Source organism: Thermoplasmata archaeon, from assembly GCA_036395115.1.
Taxonomy (GTDB): Archaea; Thermoplasmatota; Thermoplasmata; order RBG-16-68-12; family RBG-16-68-12; genus RBG-16-68-12.
Map to the genome: position 1 here is coordinate 1 of DASWDU010000017.1, position 22,271 is coordinate 22,271.

Genomic DNA, 22,271 nt, shown 5'->3' on the forward strand with positions numbered 1-22,271 from the left:
TACACCCCTTGGCCTCCTCATGGGAGGCCGGGTTGGCCTGTTGGCCTGTTGGTCGGCCCACGCGAATGGGCCGTCGCTCCTCCGAGATGCAACACCATCGTCGCACCCCGGGCCCGTCCGTGTTCTGCGCAGAGCGCGTCACGCCGGACAGACCACTCGGACGGTGGTCTTCCACCGGAGGTCTCGGTGATCGATCCTTTGGCTGGTCGTGTCTATGGAAGTATCGGTGGGAGGTCGGCGAAAGTGAAAATCCGAATGAAGCGGCCGTCGATCGGACCTCGGAGACGGGCGCAGCGGTCGCTGGACGGATGGAGCTGTCGCCGAATGAGTATCGGAAACGGTTCCCGGGCGACTCCGTCCTCACAACCTTTATAGTCCTGTCGCAGGTTCGTGCGGCTCCGTGGCCCGCCTCGTGAAGATTTCTCAGCAGGAGCTCGACTCCGTCCGGAAGCTCTACGAGAGCGTCATGTCGTATGCGTGTCACGGCCTCTTCTTTCGCGAGGGGATGGTCCTCGCCGAGGAGATCACCAAATCGTTGTCGCTCGGGGAGGATCCGCTCGAGGTAGGCAAGCGGACGATCATCGAGCGCGGATGGGCGGAAGATGTGCTCTTCACGGAGGCCGGAGCGCGGGTCCGGGGCTCCATCGAATCGGCGACGGGGGCCGAGATGGAGACGTGCCATCGCCTCCGTGGGATCCTCTCGAAATTGCTGGAAGCGAAGACGAAGCATCGCGTACGGCTCGCGGAAGTCGAGTGCATGAGCCTGGGCGCGCGGGAGTGCGTGTTCGAGCGGGAGGGGGGCGCGTGACGGCCCTGGTCGACATGGTCCGCGCGTTCAAGGACGTGACGAAGGCCGAAGCGGTCGCCGTCATCACCCGAGATGGGGGCGTGGTCGCCGCGGCCCTCCCTCCATCCGTCTCGCAAGAGACCTTTTCGATCATGTGCGCCGCCATCCTCGGAGCCGGCATGACGGCGGCGACGGAGCTTGGCCACAGCGCGCCGGGCCGCGTCCTGCTCGAGTCGGACGATGCGACGTTGCTGATCCAAGAGGTCGGTCGACGCGGGATGCTCGTCGTCGTCCTGCCGCCGGAGCGCGCGGTCTCCGACCTGGAGACGGCCGTCGCCCGCTTCGTGCAGGCGGCATCGAAAGATCTGGATTGAGACCCGAGAAGCCTTTAATGAGTGTCCCCGCCTTGGCGGCGCGGGCCCGTGGTCTAGTGGCTATGATGCGACTCTTACAAAGTCGAGGTCGTCGGTTCGATTCCGACCGGGCCCACCGACCCCCCACTGGCGCATCGTGACCATGGCGGCCCGACCGGGGTTCGGTTCGCGGTCGCGTCGCTCAGGGAAGGCCGCTCCGTCGTTTCCGGTCCACCCTCACTGCCGGTAGTCCTCCGGGCGGAAACCGAGATCGACGCGGATGTCGGCGAGGCGGCCGAGGTTCGTGCCATCGAGGAGATGGACCGTCGCCTCGTCGACGCGCAGGAGGTCTTGGTCGAAGAGCGGCCCGATGAACCGCGCACGGACGTCGTTCACGGGCATCCCACCGCACAGCTCGTTGAAGGACGGCACGACGATCGCCTCGCGGGGCAGCCTCGGATACCGCCGGTGCTTCCGCAGGAACGGTACGCGCAACCAGCACGGGACGATCTGGCGGGAGCCCATCGCGTCCCGGAAAGCCGCGGCCGGGTGGTTGTGGCCCATGAGCAGCACCTTCGCCTCCATGACCTTCTTGTAGGGCCATGCGTGGCCGTGACAGAATCCGACGTCCGCGACGCGGAACCCGTACGCGGGCTTGAAGCGCACGTTCCTCGGGACGATGTTCTTCAGCATCCCATCGTGGTTCCCTTGGGCGACCGTGATTTCGCGAAACCCCGACGCGAGGTCGCGGAAGAAGACGTATACGTCACGTCGCTCGCGGGAGGCCATCTTCGGGACGAGGTGCTTGACGTCGCCGAGGATCGCGAGCCGCGAGGCCCCGCGGCGGTCCGCGACCTCGAGGATCCGTCGTCCCATCGCCTCCGCGCGACTCGGGATGCGCACGCCTTTCTCCCGGAGTTCTTCCTCCAATCCGATGTGCAGGTCGGCGACGACGAGGATGTCGTCCGCCATCAACGCCGGGACATCGGGAACGGGCTCGACGTCCACGGTCGCTCCACGGTTCGGTTCCGCTTAATGGTTGCGCGCCGACGCAGGGCCGAGGAATTCCGCGAGCACGCGGGCGATGTTCTCCGCGACGTCGACCGACGTGAGCCCGTAGCTCTTCTCCTTGAATGCGAGATCGCCCGCATGTCCGTTCACGAAGGCGCCGAGGCGCGCGGCGTCGAACGGCGCCATCCCTTTCGACACGAGTCCCGCGACGACGCCACAGAGGACGTCTCCGGTCCCGCCCGCGGTCATGCCCGGATTCCCGGTGTAGTTGAACTTCAGCCGCTCCCCGTCCGTGACGATGTCGACCGGACCTTTGAGCAGGATTGTGACCCCGAGCGCCTTCGCGGCCTCTCGCACGATTCCCGCCCGTTCCTCGGGCGGGTCCGGCAGCGTCGTTCCGGTCAGGACCTTGAACTCCCGCGAATGCGGCGTCACGACGACTCGCTTCCCCGCCAACGCTTTCGGATCTGTAGCGATTGCCTTGATCGCGTCCGCGTCGATGATGAGCGGCAGGGAGGCTCCCCGGACGATCTCCCGCACCGCCTCGACGGAGCCATCCGCGTCGCCGAGGCCCGGCCCGATCGCGATCGCATCGGCCTTCGTCGAGAGGTCGAGGATTTCGCGCGTGTCCTCGCGGAGGAGTCGGTGGCCCACGAGCGGATGCACGATGAACGTCGGCGAGTAGCCCGCGACGACCGCTGCGGCGACATAGGGCGTGGTGATGTGTACGAGGTCCGCGCCGGCCCCGAATGCGCCGTACCCGACCAGGGCGGGCGCGCCCGTGTACGGTCCCCCGGCGACGACGAGGACGCGGCCGTTCTCTCCTTTGTGGCTCGTCGGCTTCGGCAGCGGATACAGGACGAACTCGCCCGGTCCGATCGTCGTCGCGATCTTCGGCGGGATGCCGATGTCGACGATGTGGATCGTCCCGGAGTTCTCCGGGGCCATGCCCTCTTTCGCGTCGTGCAACGCCACGGTCGCCGTCGGGTGGACCGAAAGGTCCGTCCCGAATCCGCTGGGGACGTCCACGCTCAGGGTCGGCTTCGCCGAGGCGTTGAGTTGGCGGACGAGGGACGCGAACGGCTCCCGCAACTCGCCGGACACGCCGATCCCGAGGAGCGCATCGACGAGGAGGTCGGCGCGGGCGATCGCTTCCTCACTCTGATCGAGTCCCGCGAGGACTTCCACGTCCCGGAGCCGCTCAAAGTTCGTCCGGGCCTCGGGCGTCGTGAACTGGTCCGGAGACCGAGCGAGCAGGACGGTGACCCGCGCATCCTTCGAGAGGTGGCGGGCGGCGACGAGCCCGTCTCCTCCGTTGTTGCCCGTGCCGCAGAGGACGAGGACGTTCTTCCCCGTCGCGCGCATATCGGCCCGGGCGATCTCCGCGACCGCCTTTCCGGCGTTTTCCATCAGCTCCAGGATCGAGACGCCGAAGTGTTGCGCGTTCCGATCGAGGACGCGCATCTCGGTCGCCGAAATCATCGGGCGCGCATTCGGGCTGCGCTAGTTAAGCCTTGCCCGCGCGGTTAAATCGGGGTGTCCAATTCTCGGTGCCGATGGATCTCGGTCCGCTCCGCCCGTATTCGTGGGCGCTCGTCCTCGGCCTCCTGGTGCCCGTCAGCTGGATCCTCGACCTCGTGCTCGGTCCGGGGGTGGGCGTGTTCGTCGTGGCGGGGATCGCGATCGTCCCGCTCGCCTGGTTCCTCGGCCTGGCGACGGAGGAACTCGGGAAGCACGCCGGCCCCGGCATCGGAGGCCTCCTGAACGCGACGTTCGGGAACGCGACGGAGCTAATCATCGCAATTTTCGCGCTGGCGAGCGGACTGACGGAAGTCGTGAAGGCGTCTCTCACCGGGTCCATCGTGGGCAATCTGCTCCTCGTCCTCGGCGCGAGCATGCTCGCGGGAGGGTTGCGGTACAAGACTCAGACCTTTTCGCGCGAAGCCTCCGGGATTCAGATCACGATGTTGGTCCTTGCCGTGATCGGCCTCGTGATGCCCGATCTCTACGTCCTCTCCGCCGAGTCGGCGGGCGGCGTGAGCGCCTTGACCCTGCAGGAAATCAGCGAGGTCATCGCCGTCATCCTGCTCCTGGCGTACGGATTCGGCCTGCTCTTCTCGCTTCACACGCACAAGGACATCTTCAATCCCGTTACGGAGGTCGAGGAGCGCCCGCGATGGTCGAAATCGTTCGCCATCGGGGTGCTCGTCGTCTCCACATCGTTGGTCGCGGTCGAGAGCGAGATCCTCGTCGGTTCGTTGGAGTCCGCGAAGGCGAGTCTCGGCCTCACGGATCTGTTCGTCGGCGTCATCATCGTCGCGATCGTCGGGAACGCGGCGGAGCATGGGAGCGCCGTCCTGATGGCGTGGCGGAACAAGATGGAGCTGAGCGTGGCCGTGGCGACGACCTCGACGACGCAGGTCGCCCTCTTCGTGGCCCCCGTGCTCGTCTTCATTTCGCTGCTCTTCGCGAGCCCGATGACCCTCAACTTCGAGATTTTCGAACTCGCTTCCTTGGTCCTTTCGACCGCCGTCGTCGCCGCGGTGATCTCCGACGGCCGAAGCAACTGGTACGAGGGGGCATTGCTGGTCATGGTGTACGCGGTGATCGCGGTGGCGTTCTTCTTCCACCCCGCCCCCGCGTGAGTGCGTGGCGGTCGCCCGCCGGAACCTCGCACGCGACCCCGCGGCCTGGCCTTCGTCATTCGACCGTCAGGTCTTGAGCTTCCGGCCCAGGCGTCTCTCGACGGCGGCGACCTTCGATTCAATTTGCCGAGACGCGCCCTTGCGGTCGTCGATCTTGATGATCGTCGACACCCGCTCGGAGTCTTTGGCGACGGCCTTGTGGCATCGCGCGATGAGCGCGAGGATGTCGTCGAACTTCCCCTCCACGACGGTCCCCATCGGATTGAGTCGATATGAGAGGCCGCTTCGATCGACAATGTCGAGGCACCGTGCGACATGCTCGCCGACGCTGACGCCCTGGCCGATCGGCGTGATGCTGAACTCCGCGATCGTCATCGAGGGACCCCGGCAGCCTCATATGCCGACCGCTTCTTGCAACTTGCGTGGCGGTCGATTACTCGCGCCGAGCGGCGGAGTACGACCGAGGCCGCGCGGACGAGGTCCTGGATCGCGAGTATTGGCTTCGCGGTCTCTGGGAGGTCGGCCGAATTCGCCCGGGGCAACGGGTCCTCGACCTCGGGGCAGGCACGGGCCGGTTTGCGCGATTGCTCTCCGAGACGAATGTCGTTGTGGCCCTCGATCCGTCCCGGGAGATGTTGGGCGTGGCCCGCGGAAAGGGGTCGTTCGGCATCGTGCGAGGAGAGGCCCATCGCCTCCCCTTCCGCGCCGATTCCTTCGACACGACGATCGTCGTCATGGTGCTCCATCAACTCGCCGATTTCCGAGGCGCGCTGGCGGAGGTCTCCCGCGTATCCCGCAGCGTCGTCGTGGCGACGAGCGACATGGCCCGCCGCCGGCTCGGAATCATGGAAGAGGCCTTCCCGAGTCTCCTGGTCATCGATCGCGCTCGCTTCCCGCCCGTCGAGGATATCGTCCGCGCGCTCGAAGCGACCCGGTTTCGTGGGGTGCGGATGGAGAACCGTCCGTGCCAACGTGCCTTGACGTCCGCCCAACAGATCGAGCGCGTGCGCCATCGGTACCTATCGACGTTCGATCTGCTCCCGCCCGGGGAATTCGAGCGGGGCCTAAGTTTCCTCGAGGCGGAGTTGCCGCGCCGCTACGGCGATCGGTTCGAGCTGCAGGATGAATTCACTTTTCTAACCGCGACAAGGTGAGGTTCGCGGTCTCCGCGCAGGCGGGACAGAAGTCTCGCCCTTTGCGGTCCGTGTCCGCGAGGGTCTCGGAGAAATACATCACGCAATCCGGATTCCCGTCGTGGTGGCCGAGGCCCAGGGTATGCCCAATCTCGTGGACCGCGGTCTTCGCCGTCCGTTCGACGAGTCTTTCCTCCCCGTCACCGCCGAACATCGAAAGCGAGACGACCGCCCATCCGCCCGCGATCCCGGCGTGGCCGAAGACCCGTTTCATTCCCAACTCCGGGTCGGACAGCTCGACGTCCGTGATCGCGACGACCCGGTCCGCGCCGGGGGATCGGCAGAGTCCCTCGAAGGCGGCGGCCCGAACCGGTTTCGGCAGCCGTCCGAAGGGCTGCTTCGGGACGGGCTTCGGATTCGCGATCCGCACATCGCCGAACTGCCGCAGTTGACCGCGCAGCCGTTCGAGTACGGAGGGAGCGACCTGACCGACGGGCTGCAGCGTCAGGATCATCCTTTGACGACCCCGAGGGGGACCATCCGGGCGACGATCTTCGTGAGCCCCGCGCCCTCCGCGACCCGGACGACGTCCTCGACGTTCTTGTACGCGCCCGGGGCCTCCTCGACGATGCCGGCGCGCGACGCGGCATGCAGGTAGATGCCTTTCTGGTCGAGCGACCGGACGACTTCGTTCGCGTTGTAGGTCCGAGTTGCGGCCTTCCGGGACATCTGGCGGCCGGCCCCGTGGCAGCTCGATCCGAACGAACGCTCCATCGCCGTCGGAAGGCCGACGAGGACGAACGAGCAGGTGCCCATGTCGCCCGGAATCAGGACGGGCTGACCCACGTTGCGGTACTCGGCCGGCGTCTCCGGGTGGCCGGCCGGGAATGCACGGGTGGCTCCTTTCCGGTGGACGACGACCTTCCGCCGCTTTCCGTCGACCTCGTGCTCCTCGATCTTGCCGATGTTGTGACACACGTCGTACACGATGTCCATGCCCAGTTCGTCCGCGGGCCGACCGAGGACTTTGGAGAACGCGTTCCGCACGCCGTACGTGATGAGCTGGCGGTTGTTCCAGGCGAAGTTCGCGCCCGCGCACATCGCCCGCCAATAGTCTTGGCCTTCCTTCGAGCCGATCGGCGCGCAGGCGAGCTGGAGGTCCGGGAGGTCGAACTTCTCGCGCTTCACGACCCGCTCGCAGATCTCGATGTAGTCGCTCGCAATCTGATGGCCGAAGCCCCGCGAGCCCGTGTGGATCATGACGCAGACCTGGCCGACCTCGCCGATTCCGAGGGCTTTCGCCACACCCTCGTCGTAGATTCGGTCCACCTTCTGAATCTCGAGGAAGTGGTTGCCCGCTCCGAGGCTCCCGACCTGGACCTTTCCCCGGGTGATCGCCCGCTCGCTGATTTTCGAGAAGTCCGCGTCCTCCAAGCAGCCGCGGGCCTCGATGCGGTCCGGGTCGTCGGGCCATGCGTAACCTTTCTCGACGGCCCAAGCGACGCCCTCCGTCGCAAGCTTGCCGAGGTCTTGGCGGGAGACCTTCACGAGCCCTCCCTCGCCAACGCCACTCGGGACGTTTTCGAAGCAAGCGTCCGTGAGCGCCTTGATGTTCGGACGGACTTCCGCTTCCGTGAGGTCGGTGCGAAGGAGACGGACGCCGCAGTTGATGTCGAAGCCGATCGAACCGGGGGAGATTACCCCGTCGTCGTGATCGAAGGCGGCGACCCCGCCGATTGGAAATCCGTACCCCCAGTGGATGTCCGGCATCGCCATCGACTTGCCGACGATCCCGGGCATCGTGGCCACGTTGGCCACCTGCTCCGGCGCCTGGTCCCGACGGAGCTGGGTCACCATCGACTCGTCGACGAAGATGAGCCCGCTCGTCCGCATATTCGGCTTGTACGACCGCGGGATCTCGTAACGGAACTCGTCGATTTTCTCCAGGGGGCCGCCCCAGCCGTCGGACATGCGCACCGGGAGTGCCGCCTAAGGCCCGAGCACACATAAACGTTCTTGCCTCTCGCGAGAGCGTCGCAAGCCATTTGGTCCGCTGATGATCTGGGACGCATTGGGTTGGGGCGCGCTCCTAATCCGGCCTTCCCCGCGGCACGTTCCGGTGGGCATGCGAGACCGGAGCGTCCGGGCTCTGGTTCCCCGGGAGGCGGGAGGAATCGGGGACGCTCGCGGTGCGGCGGGCGACCGCCGCTCATCGAGAGGTCCCGCGTGCCTCGCCGATCGCCATGATCGCCTCGCGGATCAGCCGTGCCGCGAGTAGCGCCGTCTGCCCGAAGTCCCAAGCGGGGCTGACCTCGTTCAAGTCCAACCCGACCAGGTGGGGCGCGAGGAGGCCAATGAGCTTCTTCACATCGAGCGACGCCAGCCCGAACGGTTCGGGGTTTCCGACGGCGGGCGCGTACGCCGGATCGACGCCGTCCATGTCGATCGTCAGGTAGATCCGGTCGCGGTTGATCGCCTTGAGGGCGCGCCTGACGCCGGCCTCGATCCCCCGTTCGTGGATGTCGTACACGCTGACGTAGGTGAGCCCGAGTCGTTCGAGGTCGTCGCGTTCCTCCCGGCTGTACGACCGCACGCCGACATAGACGACGTGTTCCACCCCGACGTGGTCCGCGATTCGACGCGCGCTGCACGCGTGGGACCACTTCTCGTCCAGGTACGAGTCCCGAAAGTCGAGGTGCGCATCGATTCCCACGACGCCAACGTCCTCGGGGAACGCGCGGACGACGGCGGGCGCGAGGCTGTGCTCTCCCCCGATGACGATCGGGATCTTGCCGGCCCCGACGATGTCCGAAGCCCTCTCCGAGACGCCTCGCACCATCTCCGACGGCGGTCCGAACGCCGGCAGGTCGCCGAGGTCGGCGACGGGCACGTCGAGCAGATCCCGCTGGTGGTCCATCATATACGTCTCGAAGTTGTACGACGACTGGCGGATTGCCTGCGGCGCGTAGCGGGAGCCGCCGCGGAACGAGCACGTGCGATCGTACGGCACCCCAAACAAGGCGATGCGCGCCTCATCGTACTTCGCGACGGCGTCGGCGAAGCGCGGGACGGCCACGGCCACGGAACCCGTCGTCCTTATTTGAGCCCGACTCCGCTCACTGGGCCGAGAGCTTTCGGCGGCCGAGCGCCTCCAGGTACATCGTCTCCTGACCCGGCCGGATTCTCCCCTGGAACTCCCCGGTCACCGGGAGCTCGAACGTCTCATACGTCGCGAGGTCCATCAACTGCGCCACATTGCCGTGCATCGAGAGGACCTGGGCCTTCCGCTTGTCGATCATCGGGACGCGGACCTTGTGCGTCACCGGATGGACGATCGATCGCTTCTGACCGTCGAAGATGCCGATCGCTTCGAGCCTCGCCTTCGCTTCGCCGTGTTTCCCCGGCTTCGACATCTGGACGCTGATGATCTTACACGGCTCCTCGTCGATGACGACGTAGCGGCCGACCTTGAGCTCCCGCATCTCGGCCTGTTCCCACGACATCGGGATTCCACCGCTGCGATATGGCTGGGCCCTTAAAACGTTTCCTCAGCGTCGCGATTGTTTCTGTCGCGCGCGGTGTTCCGGCGTGAACCGCCGCTTCGGCCGGACTGGTTTGGCGGCCTTTCGTCGGCGGACCTCCGCGATCGCGTGCTCGAGAGCTTTGACCAACTCCGGCGCGATTCGCCGTTTCGTATACGCGTCCGCCCGCGCGGCCATCGCAATCTTTGCGGCGAAGACGCGCGCGATGGCGCCCCGTTGCCACGGGGGCGCCCCGTGAATCCAAGCATGTTGAAAGAGCACGCCGTGCTTCGGCGGCCGAGCGCCGGTCCTCAGATGGCGGAACAGGGCCCGCTCGGCGCCGAGGAGCTGGATCGTGCCCGACGGGAGGCGGGCGAGGTCCTCGACGGTCCCCGCCAGCGCGACGAGTCGCGCGGCGATCATGGAACCTGCGACCTCGGAGACGTTCGGCGCGATGTCGCGGATCGATGCGTCCACGTAGGCCTCCAGCGCCTTTCGCTCCGCGGCGACGGTCCGGGCGAGGGCCGCAAGTCCTTTGAGGTTCTCCTCCTCTCGCGTCCCGAGTTCCGCGCCGACACTGTCGCGGTACTCGAGCGGCATGCGCTCCCGCCGGCCGTGTTCAGCGATCAGATCGAGGTACTCGCCCGCATCGACCGTCCGAGCCAGCTCCGGGAAGTGCAGGCCGTACCACTCCCGCACGCGTTCGACGATGAGGTTCCCCTGTTCCTGGAGATCGTCCAGTGCGCCGACCGCTTGCCGGAGATGGTCTTCCGGGCGGATCGCCTGTCGCATCCGCCGCTTCGCAAGGTCGACCATCGCCGTGTGCAACAGCTCCCTCCCATAGCCGAAGTCCTCCGACTTGAGGAATGGCGGCGACTCCGTCGTGCGGTTGCCGCCGGCGCGTTCGAGACGGGGTTCGACGACGAACACCTCATCCGCGAGGGCCATGAGTTCGCCTTCCTCGTCCAAGACCTTCCAGTCCTCGACGAGCGCGAGGCGGTCCGCGAGGGCCGACGCGTCCTTTGGGAACAGCCGCTCGTGGACGATCGTGTCGCCGTCCAGGAGGAACGATCCGAACCAGGTCGTGAGCAGAAGCACGGGCGTCGGCGAAGGCCGTGAGCGGGTAAAAGCGTATGTCCCTTCTATCGGCGTTTCTTGGCCGGCGTCTTCTTCCGAGGCGCGCCACTCGCCCCCGATCGGAGTTGGGCCGGCTTCACGATGCCCTCTTCCGTGATGATGCCCGTGATGTACTTCGCCGGCGTCACGTCGAACGCCGGGTTGCGCGCGGGGCTCTCTTTCGGCGCGATCGGATGGCCATCGAGGTGGAGCACTTCCTGCGGCGACCGCTCCTCGATTGGGATCTTATCGCCCGATGCCACGTCGAAATCGATCGTGCTCGTCGGTGCCGCGACGTAGAACGGGACGTGGTTCTCCTTCGCGACGACCGCCTTCCCGTACGTCCCGATCTTGTTCGCGATGTCGCCGTTCGCCGCGATCCGATCCGCGCCGACCAGGACGAGGTCCACCTCGCCGCGGCCGAGGAAGGCGGCCGCCGCGCCGTCCGTGATGATCGCATGGTCGATCCCCTCTTGGAGCAGTTCCCACGCGGTGAGCCGTGCGCCTTGGAGCCGCGGTCGCGTCTCGTCGACGTAGACGAAGAAGCGGCGCCCTTGTTCCTTCGCGACCCGCAGCGGCGCCATCACCGTTCCGTAGTCGACGGTCGCGAGGGCGCCCGCGTTGCAGTGCGTCAGGATCCGGATCCCGTTCCGAATCAGCTTCGCCCCGTGCTCGCCGATCTTGCGACAACGGTCGATGTCTTCCCGAGCGTAACGCTCGGCGGCCGCGACGAGGTCGTCTCCCGCCGCGCCCGCCTTTCGCATGTACTCGATCGCGTAGAACAGGTCGTTTCCCGTCGGCCGCGTCTTTCGGAGGCGATCCCCTGCCTCCTTCAGGTCGACGCCTTGGAGGCTCGCCTGCGCGATGCCGTACGCCGCGGTCGCACCGATCGCGGGTGCGCCGCGCACGACCATGTCCTCGATTGCGACGGCGACCTCCTCGAGGTTCTTCGCCTCGTAGATTCGGATCTCGAACGGGAGGTATCGCTGGTCGATGAGCTTCACGAGTCCATCGTCAAGCCACACGGTGAGGAGCTCGCGGGGATCACCGTCCACGGTGACGCGCACACCGGTCCCCCTAGGTTCGGCGGAGCGAGGAAAGGAGGCTCGAGAGGCCGGGGCGCCCGAGCTCCCGCTTCATCTCTCGGGTGAGGGAGTCGTAGTAGAGGACCTGCTGCTCCGCCTTCCCCAGCTCCTCCGAGAGGCGGCGTCGCTCTTCGTCGATGCCGGCGATGGCGTCCAAGATCCGCCGCTCCTTCTGCTGCCACCGGTCGAACTCCTTCTGGGCCGCCTGGATCGCGGACATCTCATCGCCCCGGAACGATGGGGGGCGCGGGCGTGCGTGCGAATGTCGACTCCCTCACGTTCCCCAAGACATCCTTGCAATCAGCCATCCTCTTGTGCACGCGGCCCAGCTCCTTCGACAAGGTGGCCTTCCTGCGATTGAGCTGCCGGATGCGGTCTCGAATCCGGGTCCGGCGGTCGCGCCACTTCTTCTGCTCTTCGAGAGCGAGGAGGACGCTGGAGGGATCCATCGAGGGGGAACTCCAGAAGGTCGACACTATTTAACGATGACGTGTCGGTTCTCATCCTTCCTTCGGCTGGGCTCCCGGAATCACGTATCGAAAGAGGTCGAAGAGGTTCATGGCCTGGTTCACGAAATCCTTGGCGATCCCTTCGCCCGCATCGATGCCGAATACGAGTTCGAGGTTGTCGATCTTCCAGACGCTCACCAAGTTCGCGACGGTCCGATGCGTGGACGCCTCGCTGACCCTCACCTTCCCGACAAGGTTCTCGCCATCCCGGTTGGTGGAGAGCGAGACCACGTAGCCGCGGCCTTCCAGCTGTTTCTTCGCGATCGTCGACATGTCGGTCTTCTCCTCCTTTACCATCGAGGACGCCTCCGGCCGGTGCCATTCGGCTCACCGGTAATAAAGGCTCTTGAGACACGCATCGGAACCGTGCGAGTTCGATGGAGATTTATACCGCGGGACGTTTAGCGGCGCCTCGCGGGCTCGTGGTCTAGCGGTTATGACATCGCTCTCACACAGCGAAGGTCACCGGTTCGAATCCGGTCGAGCCCATTGTCCTCGGACGTCACGCATCCAGATTCGAGGGTTCCGGCTCAGGGGTGCAAGGACGTCGACGTGAGCGCGGCGACGAGGACCGCCACGAGCGCGAGGCCCGCGAGCGGGATCAACATCAGCCACCGCGGTTCGTATCGAAGGTGCATGTAGTATCCGACGACCAAGCCGCCCTTGATGGTCGCGGTCGCCATCAAGATGGATATGATCTCGATGTGCGCGAGCGGGAAGCTGTAGACGGACAGCTCGATGACCGTGACGACCGCAAGGGCGACGAAGACGATGACGTAGGGTCGCTTGGCGTGCGCCTCGACCCCCGGCGGTTCCGCGGTCTCCGTGTCGTACAAGTGGGCACCTCACGCGGGCAGTAGGTAGACGATCGGGAAGAGGAAGATCCACACCACGTCCACGAAGTGCCAGTACAGTCCGACGAGCTCGACAGCCTCGTGGTTCTCCTTCGTGAAGCCGCCCCGGAACGCCTTGCGGGTGACGTACGCCAACGCGAGCACGCCGGCCGAGACGTGGCTCCCGTGGACCCCGGTCTGCGCGTAGAAGGTCGCCCCGTAGTTCGGGTTCACCCCGCCCGGGGCGCTGCTGAACGTGAGGCCTTCTTGGAAGTACAGCTTCTGGTATTCGTACGCCTGGACGCTCACGAACGCGATCCCCAGGATCAGCGTCGCGAGGAGGAAGATTCGGAGGCGTCTCTGATCGCCTTTCTCTGCGGCCGCGAACGCCTCGACCATCGTCATGCTGCTGCAGATGAGGATGAACGTGTTGAGGCCCGTGAGCGGGACGTTCAAGATTTCGTTCGGCGCCGCCCACGGGCCCCGGAAGTCCGGCCCCGGCGTGGTCGTCCGCAAGCGCAGGGTCCAGGACGCGCCGATGATGGCGGAGAAGAACATGATCTCGGTGACCAGGAGCAGCCACGTCCCCAGCTTCCGCGCGCTCACCCGCGGGAACGCCGACTCGATGGCCGTCCCGAGAGCGTAGAACGGGCTCGACGGTCGCCGTATGTCGTCGCGGACCCAGCCGCCCGTGCCGGCGACGAACACGACGAAGCCGACGACGAGGATCGGGATGCTCGGGGTCACGATCCCGACGTATCCGATGGTCATGCCCACGGCGACGATTACGGGCCACCGACTGCCGTGGTGCTCCTCCTCGGCTTGGCCCGCCGGCCCCGGGTGCGCCATGGACCTCGGTCCGGCGGAGAGCAACGTACGAGCCGCTTTAACGTCTTCGGTTTTCCGCGATGTCGGCCTCAGTTCGGACGGAACACCCATGGGTCGTGGGCCAGCGACAAGAAGAGGTCGCGGGACTTCGACCACTCGATCAACCAGTTGGGCACGGGGATCCGCGGCCCATCGGGACCAAGTCGCATGACCCGTTCGTTCCTCCGGGGCCGGATAAATCCATCGCCGTACGTCTTGATTCTAATTCTTAGGACGTAGAACGCCGACCGAAAGACTCGTGATAATCACGCCGTCGTCCGGTCGAGAGGATCGAGGATCGCGGCCCTCGACGGATGGCAACGACGAAACGGCTTATATTCGCCTCCCGAATGCGGAGGGGCCTGGTCCTCCGATGCCCACCGTCCGTCGCATGAAGGGAAAGATGGCTCTGCTGGGGGAGGGCGGCGTCGGGAAGACATCCCTCATCCGCCGCTTCGTCCTCAGCGAGTATCAAGAGACGTACCTGCACACGGTCGGGACGCGGGTGAGTAAGATCGAGCTTGCCGTCCCGTACGGCGCGGACGTCGAGGTCCAATTGGACTTGTCGATCTTCGACATCATGGGCCAGCGGGGGTTCAAGGATCTCGTGCGGGAGACCTATTTTCACGGCTCGCAGGCGCTCATGGCCGTCTGCGACATCACCCGGGAGGACAGCCTGTACGCGCTCAACGAATGGATCCCGTCCGCGCTCGAGATCGCGGGGGACGTGCCGGCGTATATCCTCGTGAACAAGTCGGACCTGGCCGACCGACGGGCCGTCTCGGAGGAAGAGATCGGGAGGGTCGCGGAGACGTTCGGCTCCCCGTTCGCGTTCACGTCCGCGCGGACCGGTGAGTCCGTCGAGGACGCGTTCAACGCCCTCGCGATCGAGATTGTCGATCGGGCGTTCCGGACCGAGGAGGCTCGGGCCGTCGATCGCGGTCTTCGGGAGAAGGTCCTCGAGCTGCTCGCGAAACGCGGCGCGCTGGGGCTTAAGAAGAATCAGTTCTTCGAGATCCTGCGGGGCGTGAACTTCGACGACCTCCAAGCAGAACTGAGGCGGCTCGAAGGCGAGGGCCTCCTGACGTTGTTGTGGGCCGGGCCCTCCGACTTCACCGCGGTCATCACGCCTCGAGGCGCGCAGGCGGGCCAAGCACCGTCGGGTTGGTTCGACGAGTGAGCCGCTCCGCGGAGTGGAGCCGATGAAGAAAGTACAACTGGAGCGCATCCTCCAGTCCCTCGCTCCCGTGCCGCAGCCGAACCCAGAGAGAGAGCAGTACGCGACGCCCGCGGCGATTGCCTCCGAGGTCATCTACGGCGCCTACGGCCGCGGGGATATCGATCGGCGCACGGTGCTCGACCTTGGATGCGGGAACGGCGCGCTCGGGATCGGCGCGAAAGTGCTCGGCGCCACGCAGGTGGTCGGCGTCGATTCGGACCCGGCGGCGATCCGGATCGCGAAGCACAACGCCTCGAAAGTCCACGTCGAGGTCGAGTGGCGAACCGAGGATGTCGCCGACGTCCGCGAGGCCTTCGACACGATCCTCATGAATCCGCCCTTCGGGGCGCAGACGCCGCATGCGGACCGCCCGTTCCTGGACGCGGCCATGCGGTGCGGCCGGGTCGTTTACACCTTCCTGAATTCGGCCGCCGAGGGGTTCGTCCGAGGGTACTTCGAGGCGGGAGGTGCGACCGTCACGGATCGGTTCCCGTACGCGTTCCCGATTCCGCACACGTTCGACTTCCACCGCGACGAGGCGCGACGCATCGATGTCGTGCTCTTTCGGATCGAAGTAGCGAAGGGATAAATACGGCGGCTCGTCTTTCGTGCGAACCCAAGGGTCGAGCGGATTCCGATGGAACCCAAGATGGTGCTTCCCGGCGACGAGATTGCCGTCGCCGAGGAATTTGAGCCGGGCGATGGGACGTACGAGCGGAACGGACTCGTGTTCGCGGCGACCCCGGGGGTGCTCGAACTCGATCCGGCGAGCCACGTCGCGCGGGTCCGAGCGTTCAATCCGCCGGCGGAGCTCCGCGTCGGCGACATCGTCTACGGAGTGGTCGACGACATCCGCGGGATGATGGCGACCGCGACGATCACCGCGATCCACGGACGCACGCGCCAAATCAGCGGCGAGTCCGAGGGGACCGTCCACATATCGAACGTGTCCGAGGAGTACACGGAAGACATCCGCGACATGTATCGCCTCGGCGACATCATTCGGGCGAAGGTCATTCAGGTGAAGCCCTCGCTCCAGCTCACGACGGCGGAACCGTCGCTCGGAGTCGTCAAGGCGCTCTGCTCGGTGTGCCGCGGGCCGCTGGAGGTTCGCGGCCGCGATCTCTACTGCCCTCGGGACGAGCGGACGGAGCGGCGGAAGCTAGCGGCGGACTACGCCGACCTGAAGCTGTCGGTCCCCGCGGCCGAACTCGGCGGCGGCAAGGTCGCAGAGCGCCCCCGCGGAGGCGGTGAGCGGGAGGGCCGAGAGCGCGGCGGTCGGGATCGTGGCGGCCGAGGCGGAGGCCGGGATCGCTATCGGGATCGCGGTGGCCGCGGACGCGACGGACGCGACGGACGCGGCGGGGGGCGAGGCGGAAGGGACCGCGATCGCGACCGACGTCGGTAGTCCTCGACGAAAATTTCGTGAGCGCCCGGTTCCGATAATTAGCATCAAGAATCGAAGGGAAAGAGATATGAACCTACCCTGTGATAGCAGCGCATCGAGGTTGTGATGGTTCCGTCGAACGAGGAAGTGATGCGGGAATTGCAGCGCCTTCGCACCGAAATCCAGCAGTTGCGCGAAGTGGTCAGCGCTCTCTTCAACGCGGTCTTCGAGGAGACGGACGAGGACTGGGATACGGTCCCCGAGAAGGACGAGTTCAACCTGTACAACTGAGCGGCAGAGGCCGCTCGGTGACGACGCGCGTCTCGGCGTTTTGGGATGGCCCCGCCCGGCGAGACCGAGTTCGAGGGCCTCCGCAAAAGACCATAAAGAGCTCGCCCCTTGCCAAACCCGTGAGTGGACCGGACCGCTATCGGCGACAGACCGTCCTCCCGGAGATTGGACCGGACGGCCAACGAGCCATCTCCCAGTCCACCGCCGTCGTCGTCGGCCTCGGTGCACTCGGGAGCATCTCCGCGGACATGCTGGCGCGAGCCGGTCTCGGCCGGCTTCGGCTCGTCGACCGGGACGTCGTCGAGCTCGTCAACCTGCAGCGTCAGTCGCTCTACTCGGAAGAGGACCTCGACCGGCCGAAGGCGGACGCGGCCGCGGATCGGCTTCGGAAGGTGAACTCGGCGATTGCGGTGGAATCGCTCGCGAAGGACGTGCACGCGGGGACGGTCCGCGACATCCTTCGCGGTGTCGATATCATCGTGGACGGCACGGACAACCTCGAGACGCGTTTCCTCCTCAACGAAGCGGCGATTGACGCGGGCGTGCCGTTCGTCTACGCGGGCGCGATCGCGACGTACGGGATGGTCCTCGCCATCCGGTCGCCCGACACCGCGTGCTTCCGGTGCTTCCATCCGAATGCCTTGCCGCCCGGCAGCCTGCCGACGTGCGAGACCGCCGGCATCTTCAACGCGGTTTCCGCCCAGATCGGTGCGATCCAGGCGGGCGAGGCGCTGCGGCTGCTCCTCGGGAATCCCCCGTCGGGCGACCTGCTCGTGATCGACGGCTGGCGGCCCGGGATCGAGCGGGTCCACATCGCCCGGCGGGCGGACTGTCCCGCCTGCGTCGGCGGGGCGCGCGAATACGTCGGGGCGAGGCGCGCACAGGTCCTCGCGTCCCTCTGTGGAAGCGACACGGTCTCCCTCGATCCGCTCCATCGAGGCACGATCGACCTCGACGGCCTCGCGAACCGACTCCGCGGCCTCGGCACGGCCCGTCGCGCGGGCGACATCCTCGTGGCCGACGTCGAGGGACGTCGCCTCACGGTTTTCCCGGACGGGCGCGCCCTGATCCGCGGCGTGAAGGACGAGTCCGAGGCCCGGGCCGTGTACGCGAAGTACGTGGGGATCTGACGTGGTCCACGCGGGAGTCCTCCTCCTGAGCGGCGGATTCGACAGCCCCATCGCCGGCTACCTCATGGCCCGGCAGGGGCTCGGCCTCGCCGCCGCGCACTTCTCCCTCGAGCCGATCACGGACGATGCCGCCGAGGTGAAAGCCCGGACGCTATGCGGCATCCTCGGCGTTCCCACCTTGTACGTCGTGCGGGTCGGGGAGGCGTTCGCCGAGGTCGCGCACGCGGCGAACCGGCGCTTTTACTTCATCCTGACGAAGCGGCTCATGGTCCGGCTCGCCGACGCCGTCGCGGACCGCGAGTCGGCAGAGGTCCTCGTGACGGGAGAGAACCTCGGTCAAGTCTCGAGCCAGACCGTCGCGAGCCTCCGAGCGATCGACGCCGTCGCGAGGCATCCGATCATCCGGCCGCTCATCGGTTTCGACAAGCAGGAGATCGTGGACCGGGCGAAGGCGATCGGCACGTACGACGTATCGAAGGGTCCGGAGATTTGCGATCTCCTCGGGCCCCCGCGTCCCGCGACGCACGCCCGCATGGACCAGATCCTGGGAGAGGAGGCGAAGCTCTCCGTGGACCGGCTCGTAGCGGAGTGCCTCGAAGGCGTCGAGCCGGAAAGGTTCAAGCCGAACCGCGCCGCTGGGTCGCTCCCTACGAGCCCGGAGACCGCTAGATGACCTACTACCTCCTCAAGCCGTGTCGGACCGCGACGGCGTTCATTTCGACTCTCAAGAAGCCCGCCCGCGTGGACCTGGCGAGCGCGGCAGAGCGGCTGCGCGAGGCAGGCTGGCGCTTGAGCGACGTAAAGGTGATGCTCATCCTCGAGGGCGAGCCGGAGTTGACCCTCTACGAGAGCGGAAAGATCCTCGTCAAGACGGACGACGAGCGCCGCGCGCGGGAAGCCATCGACCACGTCTACGAGGCCCTGGGGATCGCGGCGCCGATGGCTGCGGCATGACGTTTCGTTATCGATGTCGATAGGCAGCGAGAGTCTATATAGCCCGACCCGAGAATCATCGTCGTAGAGGAGGGCCGCAATGACGACTCGCCGCGCGTTCGCATTGGCGGTTGCGGGACTGATTGTAACGGTCGCCGTCGCATCGCTCGGCGCTTACTCCGCCGGCACGATCAAGATTGGTGTGAGGGCGACGTCGCTTAGCTGGCAACACGTGAACGTCGTGTTCTCGGACATCCAGGTCCATCGGGCGAATGCGGGCAACGCAAGCGGCTGGATTTCCTTGCCCCTCTCGACGCCGCAGATCGATCTCGTCGGGATGGGGAGCGTGACGCAGCTCCTGTCTCTCGACCGCGCGCCCCCGGGCAAGTACACGCAGCTCCGGATCGTCATCAACTCGGTCTCCGGCGTCCTAGCGGACGGGACGCCCGTCAACGTGACGGTGCCGGACGGCGAGTTGAAGACGGTGACCCCCTTCGATCTGGCGGGCGGCGGTTCCGTCACGATCACACTGAATTTCGACTTGGCGAATTCGATCCACGGGGCGGACGGCGAGTGGACTTTCCGTCCCGTGCTCGGGTCGCTCGATATCTCCTAGGCGCCCTCCCGCGGGCCGCATTGTGCCGGTCTCACTCCCCGAAGCGCCGCTGTCGCATCTGGTACGACCGCAAGGCACGGAGGAAGTCGATTTTCCGGAAGCCGGGCCAATACACGTCCACGAAATACAGTTCCGAGTACGCGAGCTGCCATAGGAGGAAGTTCGAGATCCTCTCCTCCCCGCTCGTACGGAGCACGAGGTCCGGATCCGGCAAGTCCGCGGTGTAGAGGCGCTTCGAGAAGAACTTCTCGTCGATGTCGTCCGGACGGACGGCGCCCGCCTGGGCGTCCCGGACAACGTCGCGAATCGCCTGGAGGATTTCTTCGCGGCCGCCGTATGCGACGGCGACGTTGAATCGATACTCGTCATACTCCTTCGTCCGGTCCTCGGCGTATTCGATCGAGTCGATGACTTCTCTGGGCAAGAGACTCCGGTCGCCGAAGACCTTGATGCGCATCTTGTGCTTGTGGACTCGTTCATCGTCCCCGACCTTCCGGAAGTTCTCCGCGAACAGATGCATGAGATGCTGGATCTCCGTGCTCGGGCGCTGCAAGTTCTCCGTCGAGAACGCGTACACGGTTAGGATGCGCACGCCGACCTCAAGGCACCACTCGAGGACTTCCTCCAGCTTGTCCCGACCCTTCACGTGGCCGTCGAGGACGTTGCCGAGGCCGATCTCCCGGGCGAAGCGCCGGTTCCCGTCCATGATGATCGCGACGTGATGGGGAATCGCGGCCTGTTTGACCTGGTGCATCAGGCGGCGTTCGTACGCCTGGTACGCCGCATCACTGATAATCTTCGAGATGTCCGTCGGCATCGACGGGGGCGTACGATTGGGGGCGACCTATTTAGCCGTTCCCGGGACGTCTGGCCGACCCGGCACGAGGTCGTGGCGGTTGCCGCCGACGCTGCAGACACTATCGTCTTCAACCACCTCGCCCCGCCCCGCGCATTTCTGTCGAGATTCTGTGATGTTGGGTTGGTCCACCACGTCACTCCACTACGCATCCGCTCCTCCCGTGCGCCTCCTGGCCTCGTCAGGAGGTCGTAGAGGGGACTCATCGCATCATCGCGGAGGGCACCGGGGTGGAACCGTACACCCCTTGGCCTCCTCGTCGGAAGCCGGGTAACATAAGCCCACGAATCGGCCGTCGCTCCTCCGAGATGCGACCCCATCGTCGCACCCCGGGCCCGTCCGTGTTCTGCGCAGGGCGCGGATGCCGGATCGGGTCACTCGAACGGTGGTCTTCCGCCGGAGGTCTCGGTGGTCCATTGCATGGGTGGGGTTCCCCATGGAGGTATTGGGGAGGTGGGGGAAACGTACGCTTCTCATTGACGTTTCCGAGCCTCAGCCGAAAACCTTTAAGTATCGTGGCCAAGTTGGTGACACCGTCCCTTTCATCCCTTCAGCGTGATTTAGTGGCCTTATCGATGAAATTGAGTGAGTACCAGGACCTCTACGGCAAGCTTGCAACCGCGGAGGACATCGACTTCCTCGCGGAGAACTTCGGCTACGACAAGGAGCTCCTCCTCGTCATTTACACTCAGCGGATCGTCCGGGACACGACCCGGAAGTTCTATCGGGTGAAGGCCCAAGCCCGCCGGCTCGCGTTCATGTGGCAGAACGGCACGAGCCTCGTGGAGATCGCCCGCCGATTCGAATTCCCCGCGATCCTGACCTCGCTGATGGTCCTCGAACAGCGCAAGGTCTCTCGCAAGCAATTCTGGAAGATGATCAACGACCTCGACTCGGTCCGCGACCGCCGCCTGCGGAAGGAGCTCGAGGAGGTGATCCGCGCCGATATCGTCTACTCCCCGGAAGGAAGCGCGCGGCAGTACGCGAGAGGTCGGTGGGGGGAGGCGAAGTTGCACACGTGGCTCGATTCGCGCGGCCTGCAATACGAGACGGAAAAGGAACTCCGCGCGAAGTACGACAAGACGCCGGACATCCTCCTGCACAAGCCCCTCGAGATGAACGGGTCTCGCAAGTATTGGATCGAGTCGAAGGCGACGTTCGGAGATCCGTACGAGATCCGGAGACACATCAAGAAACAGCTCCTGCCGTACAGCGACCTGTTCGGCGACGGCGCCGTCGTGTACTGGTTCGGTCACGTGGACGACCAGATGTACGCGTTGCCCGAAGGCGTCGACATCGTGCGGCCGACGTTTTTCGAGACGCCGCCGATTCCGTATCCGTACGTTCCGGTGACCGAGACCCGGCTCGAGGACGTCGGGCTCGAGTCGGATGCGGCAGGCCTTCCGGAGTGAGCGCGCAAAACGTTTAAGCCACCGCGTCCCATCGTTGCGAAAGTGCCGGAAGAAGAAGTCGTCCGCGTCCGCATGCCGCGGGGGAGAGACGGCGAGATCCTCGGAGTCGCAGATCAGCTGCTCGGCGCCTCCCGGATCCGGGTGACATGCCAGGACGGCAAGAGCCGGCTCGGGCGGATCCCGGGCAAGCTCAAGAAGCGGATGTGGATCCGCGAGGGAGACTTGCTCGTCGTGAAGGTGTGGCAGTTCCAGGATGAGAAGTGCGACATCAAGCACCGCTACACGAAGACCGAGTCCAGCTACATGAGCCGTCGTGGCCTCATCCCTAAGTCGATTAACATCTTTTGAAAGTCCACGGTTCCGTAGCGTTGGGATGGTGGCCTTTGTCGGACCACCACGACCGCAACGAACTCCACTCCGCATCCACTCCTCCCGTGCGCATCCCAGGAGCCCTGGGATGTCGTAGAGGGGACTCACCACATCACAGCGGAGGGCACCGGGGTGGAACCGTACACCCCTTGGCCTCCTCATGGGAGGCCGGGTTGGCCTGTTGGCCTGTTGGTCGGC

At 65.8% G+C, this 22,271-nt stretch carries 29 protein-coding genes and 2 tRNA genes; 16 read left to right on the forward strand and 15 right to left on the reverse strand.

Features of this window, described 5'->3' with window-relative positions:
* Nucleotides 1–400: 400 nt before the first annotated feature.
* From VF992_03870 to VF992_03880, 3 genes are all read left to right on the forward strand, one after another.
* Nucleotides 401–808: a V4R domain-containing protein gene (locus VF992_03870; protein ID HEX9340293.1), complete on the forward strand. Its 408-nt coding sequence runs from the start codon at nt 401–403 to the stop codon at nt 806–808.
* Nucleotides 805–1,161 carry a roadblock/LC7 domain-containing protein gene (locus tag VF992_03875; GenBank protein ID HEX9340294.1) on the forward strand — a complete coding sequence of 119 codons (357 nt, stop codon included), beginning with the start codon at nt 805–807 and terminating at the stop codon, nt 1,159–1,161. The genes VF992_03870 and VF992_03875 overlap by 4 nt, the downstream gene beginning before the upstream one ends.
* Nucleotides 1,162–1,203: 42 nt before the next feature.
* Nucleotides 1,204–1,276: transfer RNA gene (locus VF992_03880), tRNA-Val, on the forward strand.
* A 101-nt stretch (nt 1,277–1,377) separates the two neighbouring features.
* On the opposite strand, the gene VF992_03885 is transcribed toward VF992_03880, so the two are convergent.
* The gene (locus VF992_03885) at nt 1,378–2,148 is read right to left on the reverse strand and encodes a metallophosphoesterase (protein HEX9340295.1); all 771 of its coding nucleotides are present in this window, start codon (nt 2,146–2,148) and stop codon (nt 1,378–1,380) included.
* Between the two features lie 24 nt (nt 2,149–2,172).
* Complete coding sequence (locus tag VF992_03890) at nt 2,173–3,633, reverse strand: NAD(P)H-hydrate dehydratase (protein ID HEX9340296.1); 1,461 nt, start codon at nt 3,631–3,633, stop codon at nt 2,173–2,175.
* 74 nt (nt 3,634–3,707) lie between these two features.
* Here VF992_03890 and cax point away from each other — a divergent pair, with 74 nt between their 5' ends.
* Complete coding sequence (gene cax, locus VF992_03895; protein HEX9340297.1) at nt 3,708–4,796, forward strand: calcium/proton exchanger; 1,089 nt, start codon at nt 3,708–3,710, stop codon at nt 4,794–4,796.
* 66 nt (nt 4,797–4,862) lie between these two features.
* On the opposite strand, the gene VF992_03900 is transcribed toward cax, so the two are convergent.
* Nucleotides 4,863–5,171 carry an MTH1187 family thiamine-binding protein gene (locus VF992_03900; GenBank protein HEX9340298.1) on the reverse strand — a complete coding sequence of 103 codons (309 nt, stop codon included), beginning with the start codon at nt 5,169–5,171 and terminating at the stop codon, nt 4,863–4,865.
* Nucleotides 5,172–5,218: 47 nt separating this feature from the next.
* Here VF992_03900 and VF992_03905 point away from each other — a divergent pair, with 47 nt between their 5' ends.
* Nucleotides 5,219–5,950, forward strand: a complete 732-nt coding sequence (locus tag VF992_03905) for a methyltransferase domain-containing protein (protein HEX9340299.1) — start codon at nt 5,219–5,221, stop codon at nt 5,948–5,950.
* Here VF992_03905 and VF992_03910 read toward each other — a convergent pair.
* From VF992_03910 to VF992_03950, 9 genes are all read right to left on the reverse strand, one after another.
* Nucleotides 5,925–6,443: a zinc-dependent metalloprotease family protein gene (locus VF992_03910; protein HEX9340300.1), complete on the reverse strand. Its 519-nt coding sequence runs from the start codon at nt 6,441–6,443 to the stop codon at nt 5,925–5,927. The genes VF992_03905 and VF992_03910 overlap by 26 nt on opposite strands.
* Nucleotides 6,440–7,900: an RtcB family protein gene (locus VF992_03915; protein HEX9340301.1), complete on the reverse strand. Its 1,461-nt coding sequence runs from the start codon at nt 7,898–7,900 to the stop codon at nt 6,440–6,442. The genes VF992_03910 and VF992_03915 overlap by 4 nt, the downstream gene beginning before the upstream one ends.
* A 238-nt stretch (nt 7,901–8,138) precedes the next feature.
* The gene (speB, locus tag VF992_03920; GenBank protein HEX9340302.1) at nt 8,139–9,005 is read right to left on the reverse strand and encodes an agmatinase; all 867 of its coding nucleotides are present in this window, start codon (nt 9,003–9,005) and stop codon (nt 8,139–8,141) included.
* 40 nt (nt 9,006–9,045) lie between these two features.
* Nucleotides 9,046–9,432, reverse strand: coding sequence for a translation initiation factor IF-5A (locus VF992_03925; protein HEX9340303.1), 387 nt, complete (start codon nt 9,430–9,432; stop codon nt 9,046–9,048).
* Nucleotides 9,433–9,477: 45 nt separating this feature from the next.
* The gene (locus VF992_03930) at nt 9,478–10,548 is read right to left on the reverse strand and encodes an NOP5/NOP56 family protein (GenBank protein HEX9340304.1); all 1,071 of its coding nucleotides are present in this window, start codon (nt 10,546–10,548) and stop codon (nt 9,478–9,480) included.
* 44 nt (nt 10,549–10,592) lie between these two features.
* Nucleotides 10,593–11,633, reverse strand: coding sequence for an S-methyl-5-thioribose-1-phosphate isomerase (mtnA, locus tag VF992_03935; GenBank protein HEX9340305.1), 1,041 nt, complete (start codon nt 11,631–11,633; stop codon nt 10,593–10,595).
* A gap of 10 nt (nt 11,634–11,643) precedes the next feature.
* Nucleotides 11,644–11,871: a hypothetical protein gene (locus VF992_03940; protein ID HEX9340306.1), complete on the reverse strand. Its 228-nt coding sequence runs from the start codon at nt 11,869–11,871 to the stop codon at nt 11,644–11,646.
* 1 nt (nt 11,872) lies between these two features.
* On the reverse strand, nt 11,873–12,100 hold the full coding sequence (locus VF992_03945) for a hypothetical protein (protein ID HEX9340307.1): 228 nt from the start codon (nt 12,098–12,100) through the stop codon (nt 11,873–11,875).
* 51 nt (nt 12,101–12,151) lie between these two features.
* The gene (locus VF992_03950; GenBank protein ID HEX9340308.1) at nt 12,152–12,457 is read right to left on the reverse strand and encodes a hypothetical protein; all 306 of its coding nucleotides are present in this window, start codon (nt 12,455–12,457) and stop codon (nt 12,152–12,154) included.
* Nucleotides 12,458–12,576: 119 nt separating this feature from the next.
* Here VF992_03950 and VF992_03955 point away from each other — a divergent pair.
* Nucleotides 12,577–12,649 (forward strand) — tRNA-Val (locus tag VF992_03955).
* 41 nt (nt 12,650–12,690) lie between these two features.
* On the opposite strand, the gene VF992_03960 is transcribed toward VF992_03955, so the two are convergent.
* Nucleotides 12,691–12,996: a cytochrome C oxidase subunit IV family protein gene (locus VF992_03960; protein HEX9340309.1), complete on the reverse strand. Its 306-nt coding sequence runs from the start codon at nt 12,994–12,996 to the stop codon at nt 12,691–12,693.
* Between the two features lie 9 nt (nt 12,997–13,005).
* On the reverse strand, nt 13,006–13,842 hold the full coding sequence (locus VF992_03965) for a cytochrome c oxidase subunit 3 (GenBank protein HEX9340310.1): 837 nt from the start codon (nt 13,840–13,842) through the stop codon (nt 13,006–13,008).
* Nucleotides 13,843–14,233: 391 nt separating this feature from the next.
* Here VF992_03965 and VF992_03970 point away from each other — a divergent pair, with 391 nt between their 5' ends.
* The 8 genes from VF992_03970 to VF992_04005 all read left to right on the forward strand — a co-directional run bounded on the left by VF992_03970 (nt 14,234) and on the right by VF992_04005 (nt 19,436).
* Nucleotides 14,234–15,040, forward strand: coding sequence for a Rab family GTPase (locus tag VF992_03970; GenBank protein ID HEX9340311.1), 807 nt, complete (start codon nt 14,234–14,236; stop codon nt 15,038–15,040).
* Nucleotides 15,041–15,062: 22 nt separating this feature from the next.
* A complete protein-coding gene (locus VF992_03975) occupies nt 15,063–15,668 on the forward strand; it encodes an METTL5 family protein (GenBank protein ID HEX9340312.1) in 606 nt (201 codons plus the stop codon).
* Nucleotides 15,669–15,716: 48 nt separating this feature from the next.
* Complete coding sequence (locus VF992_03980; protein HEX9340313.1) at nt 15,717–16,487, forward strand: exosome complex RNA-binding protein Csl4; 771 nt, start codon at nt 15,717–15,719, stop codon at nt 16,485–16,487.
* Between the two features lie 105 nt (nt 16,488–16,592).
* A complete protein-coding gene (locus VF992_03985) occupies nt 16,593–16,757 on the forward strand; it encodes a hypothetical protein (GenBank protein ID HEX9340314.1) in 165 nt (54 codons plus the stop codon).
* A gap of 119 nt (nt 16,758–16,876) precedes the next feature.
* Nucleotides 16,877–17,887: a ThiF family adenylyltransferase gene (locus VF992_03990; GenBank protein ID HEX9340315.1), complete on the forward strand. Its 1,011-nt coding sequence runs from the start codon at nt 16,877–16,879 to the stop codon at nt 17,885–17,887.
* Between the two features lies 1 nt (nt 17,888).
* Complete coding sequence (locus VF992_03995; GenBank protein ID HEX9340316.1) at nt 17,889–18,560, forward strand: hypothetical protein; 672 nt, start codon at nt 17,889–17,891, stop codon at nt 18,558–18,560.
* Nucleotides 18,557–18,841: a hypothetical protein gene (locus VF992_04000; GenBank protein HEX9340317.1), complete on the forward strand. Its 285-nt coding sequence runs from the start codon at nt 18,557–18,559 to the stop codon at nt 18,839–18,841. The genes VF992_03995 and VF992_04000 overlap by 4 nt, the downstream gene beginning before the upstream one ends.
* 79 nt (nt 18,842–18,920) lie before the next feature.
* Entirely contained in the window at nt 18,921–19,436 is a 516-nt protein-coding gene (locus VF992_04005; GenBank protein ID HEX9340318.1) for a DUF4382 domain-containing protein, read from the forward strand.
* Nucleotides 19,437–19,467: 31 nt separating this feature from the next.
* On the opposite strand, the gene uppS is transcribed toward VF992_04005, so the two are convergent.
* Nucleotides 19,468–20,253 carry a polyprenyl diphosphate synthase gene (gene uppS / locus VF992_04010; GenBank protein HEX9340319.1) on the reverse strand — a complete coding sequence of 262 codons (786 nt, stop codon included), beginning with the start codon at nt 20,251–20,253 and terminating at the stop codon, nt 19,468–19,470.
* Between the two features lie 614 nt (nt 20,254–20,867).
* Between uppS and VF992_04015 the strand changes: the two genes are divergently transcribed.
* Nucleotides 20,868–21,704, forward strand: a complete 837-nt coding sequence (locus VF992_04015; protein ID HEX9340320.1) for a C15orf41 family protein — start codon at nt 20,868–20,870, stop codon at nt 21,702–21,704.
* A 42-nt stretch (nt 21,705–21,746) separates the two neighbouring features.
* The gene (gene eif1A / locus VF992_04020; protein ID HEX9340321.1) at nt 21,747–22,052 is read left to right on the forward strand and encodes a translation initiation factor eIF-1A; all 306 of its coding nucleotides are present in this window, start codon (nt 21,747–21,749) and stop codon (nt 22,050–22,052) included.
* Nucleotides 22,053–22,271: the final 219 nt, after the last annotated feature.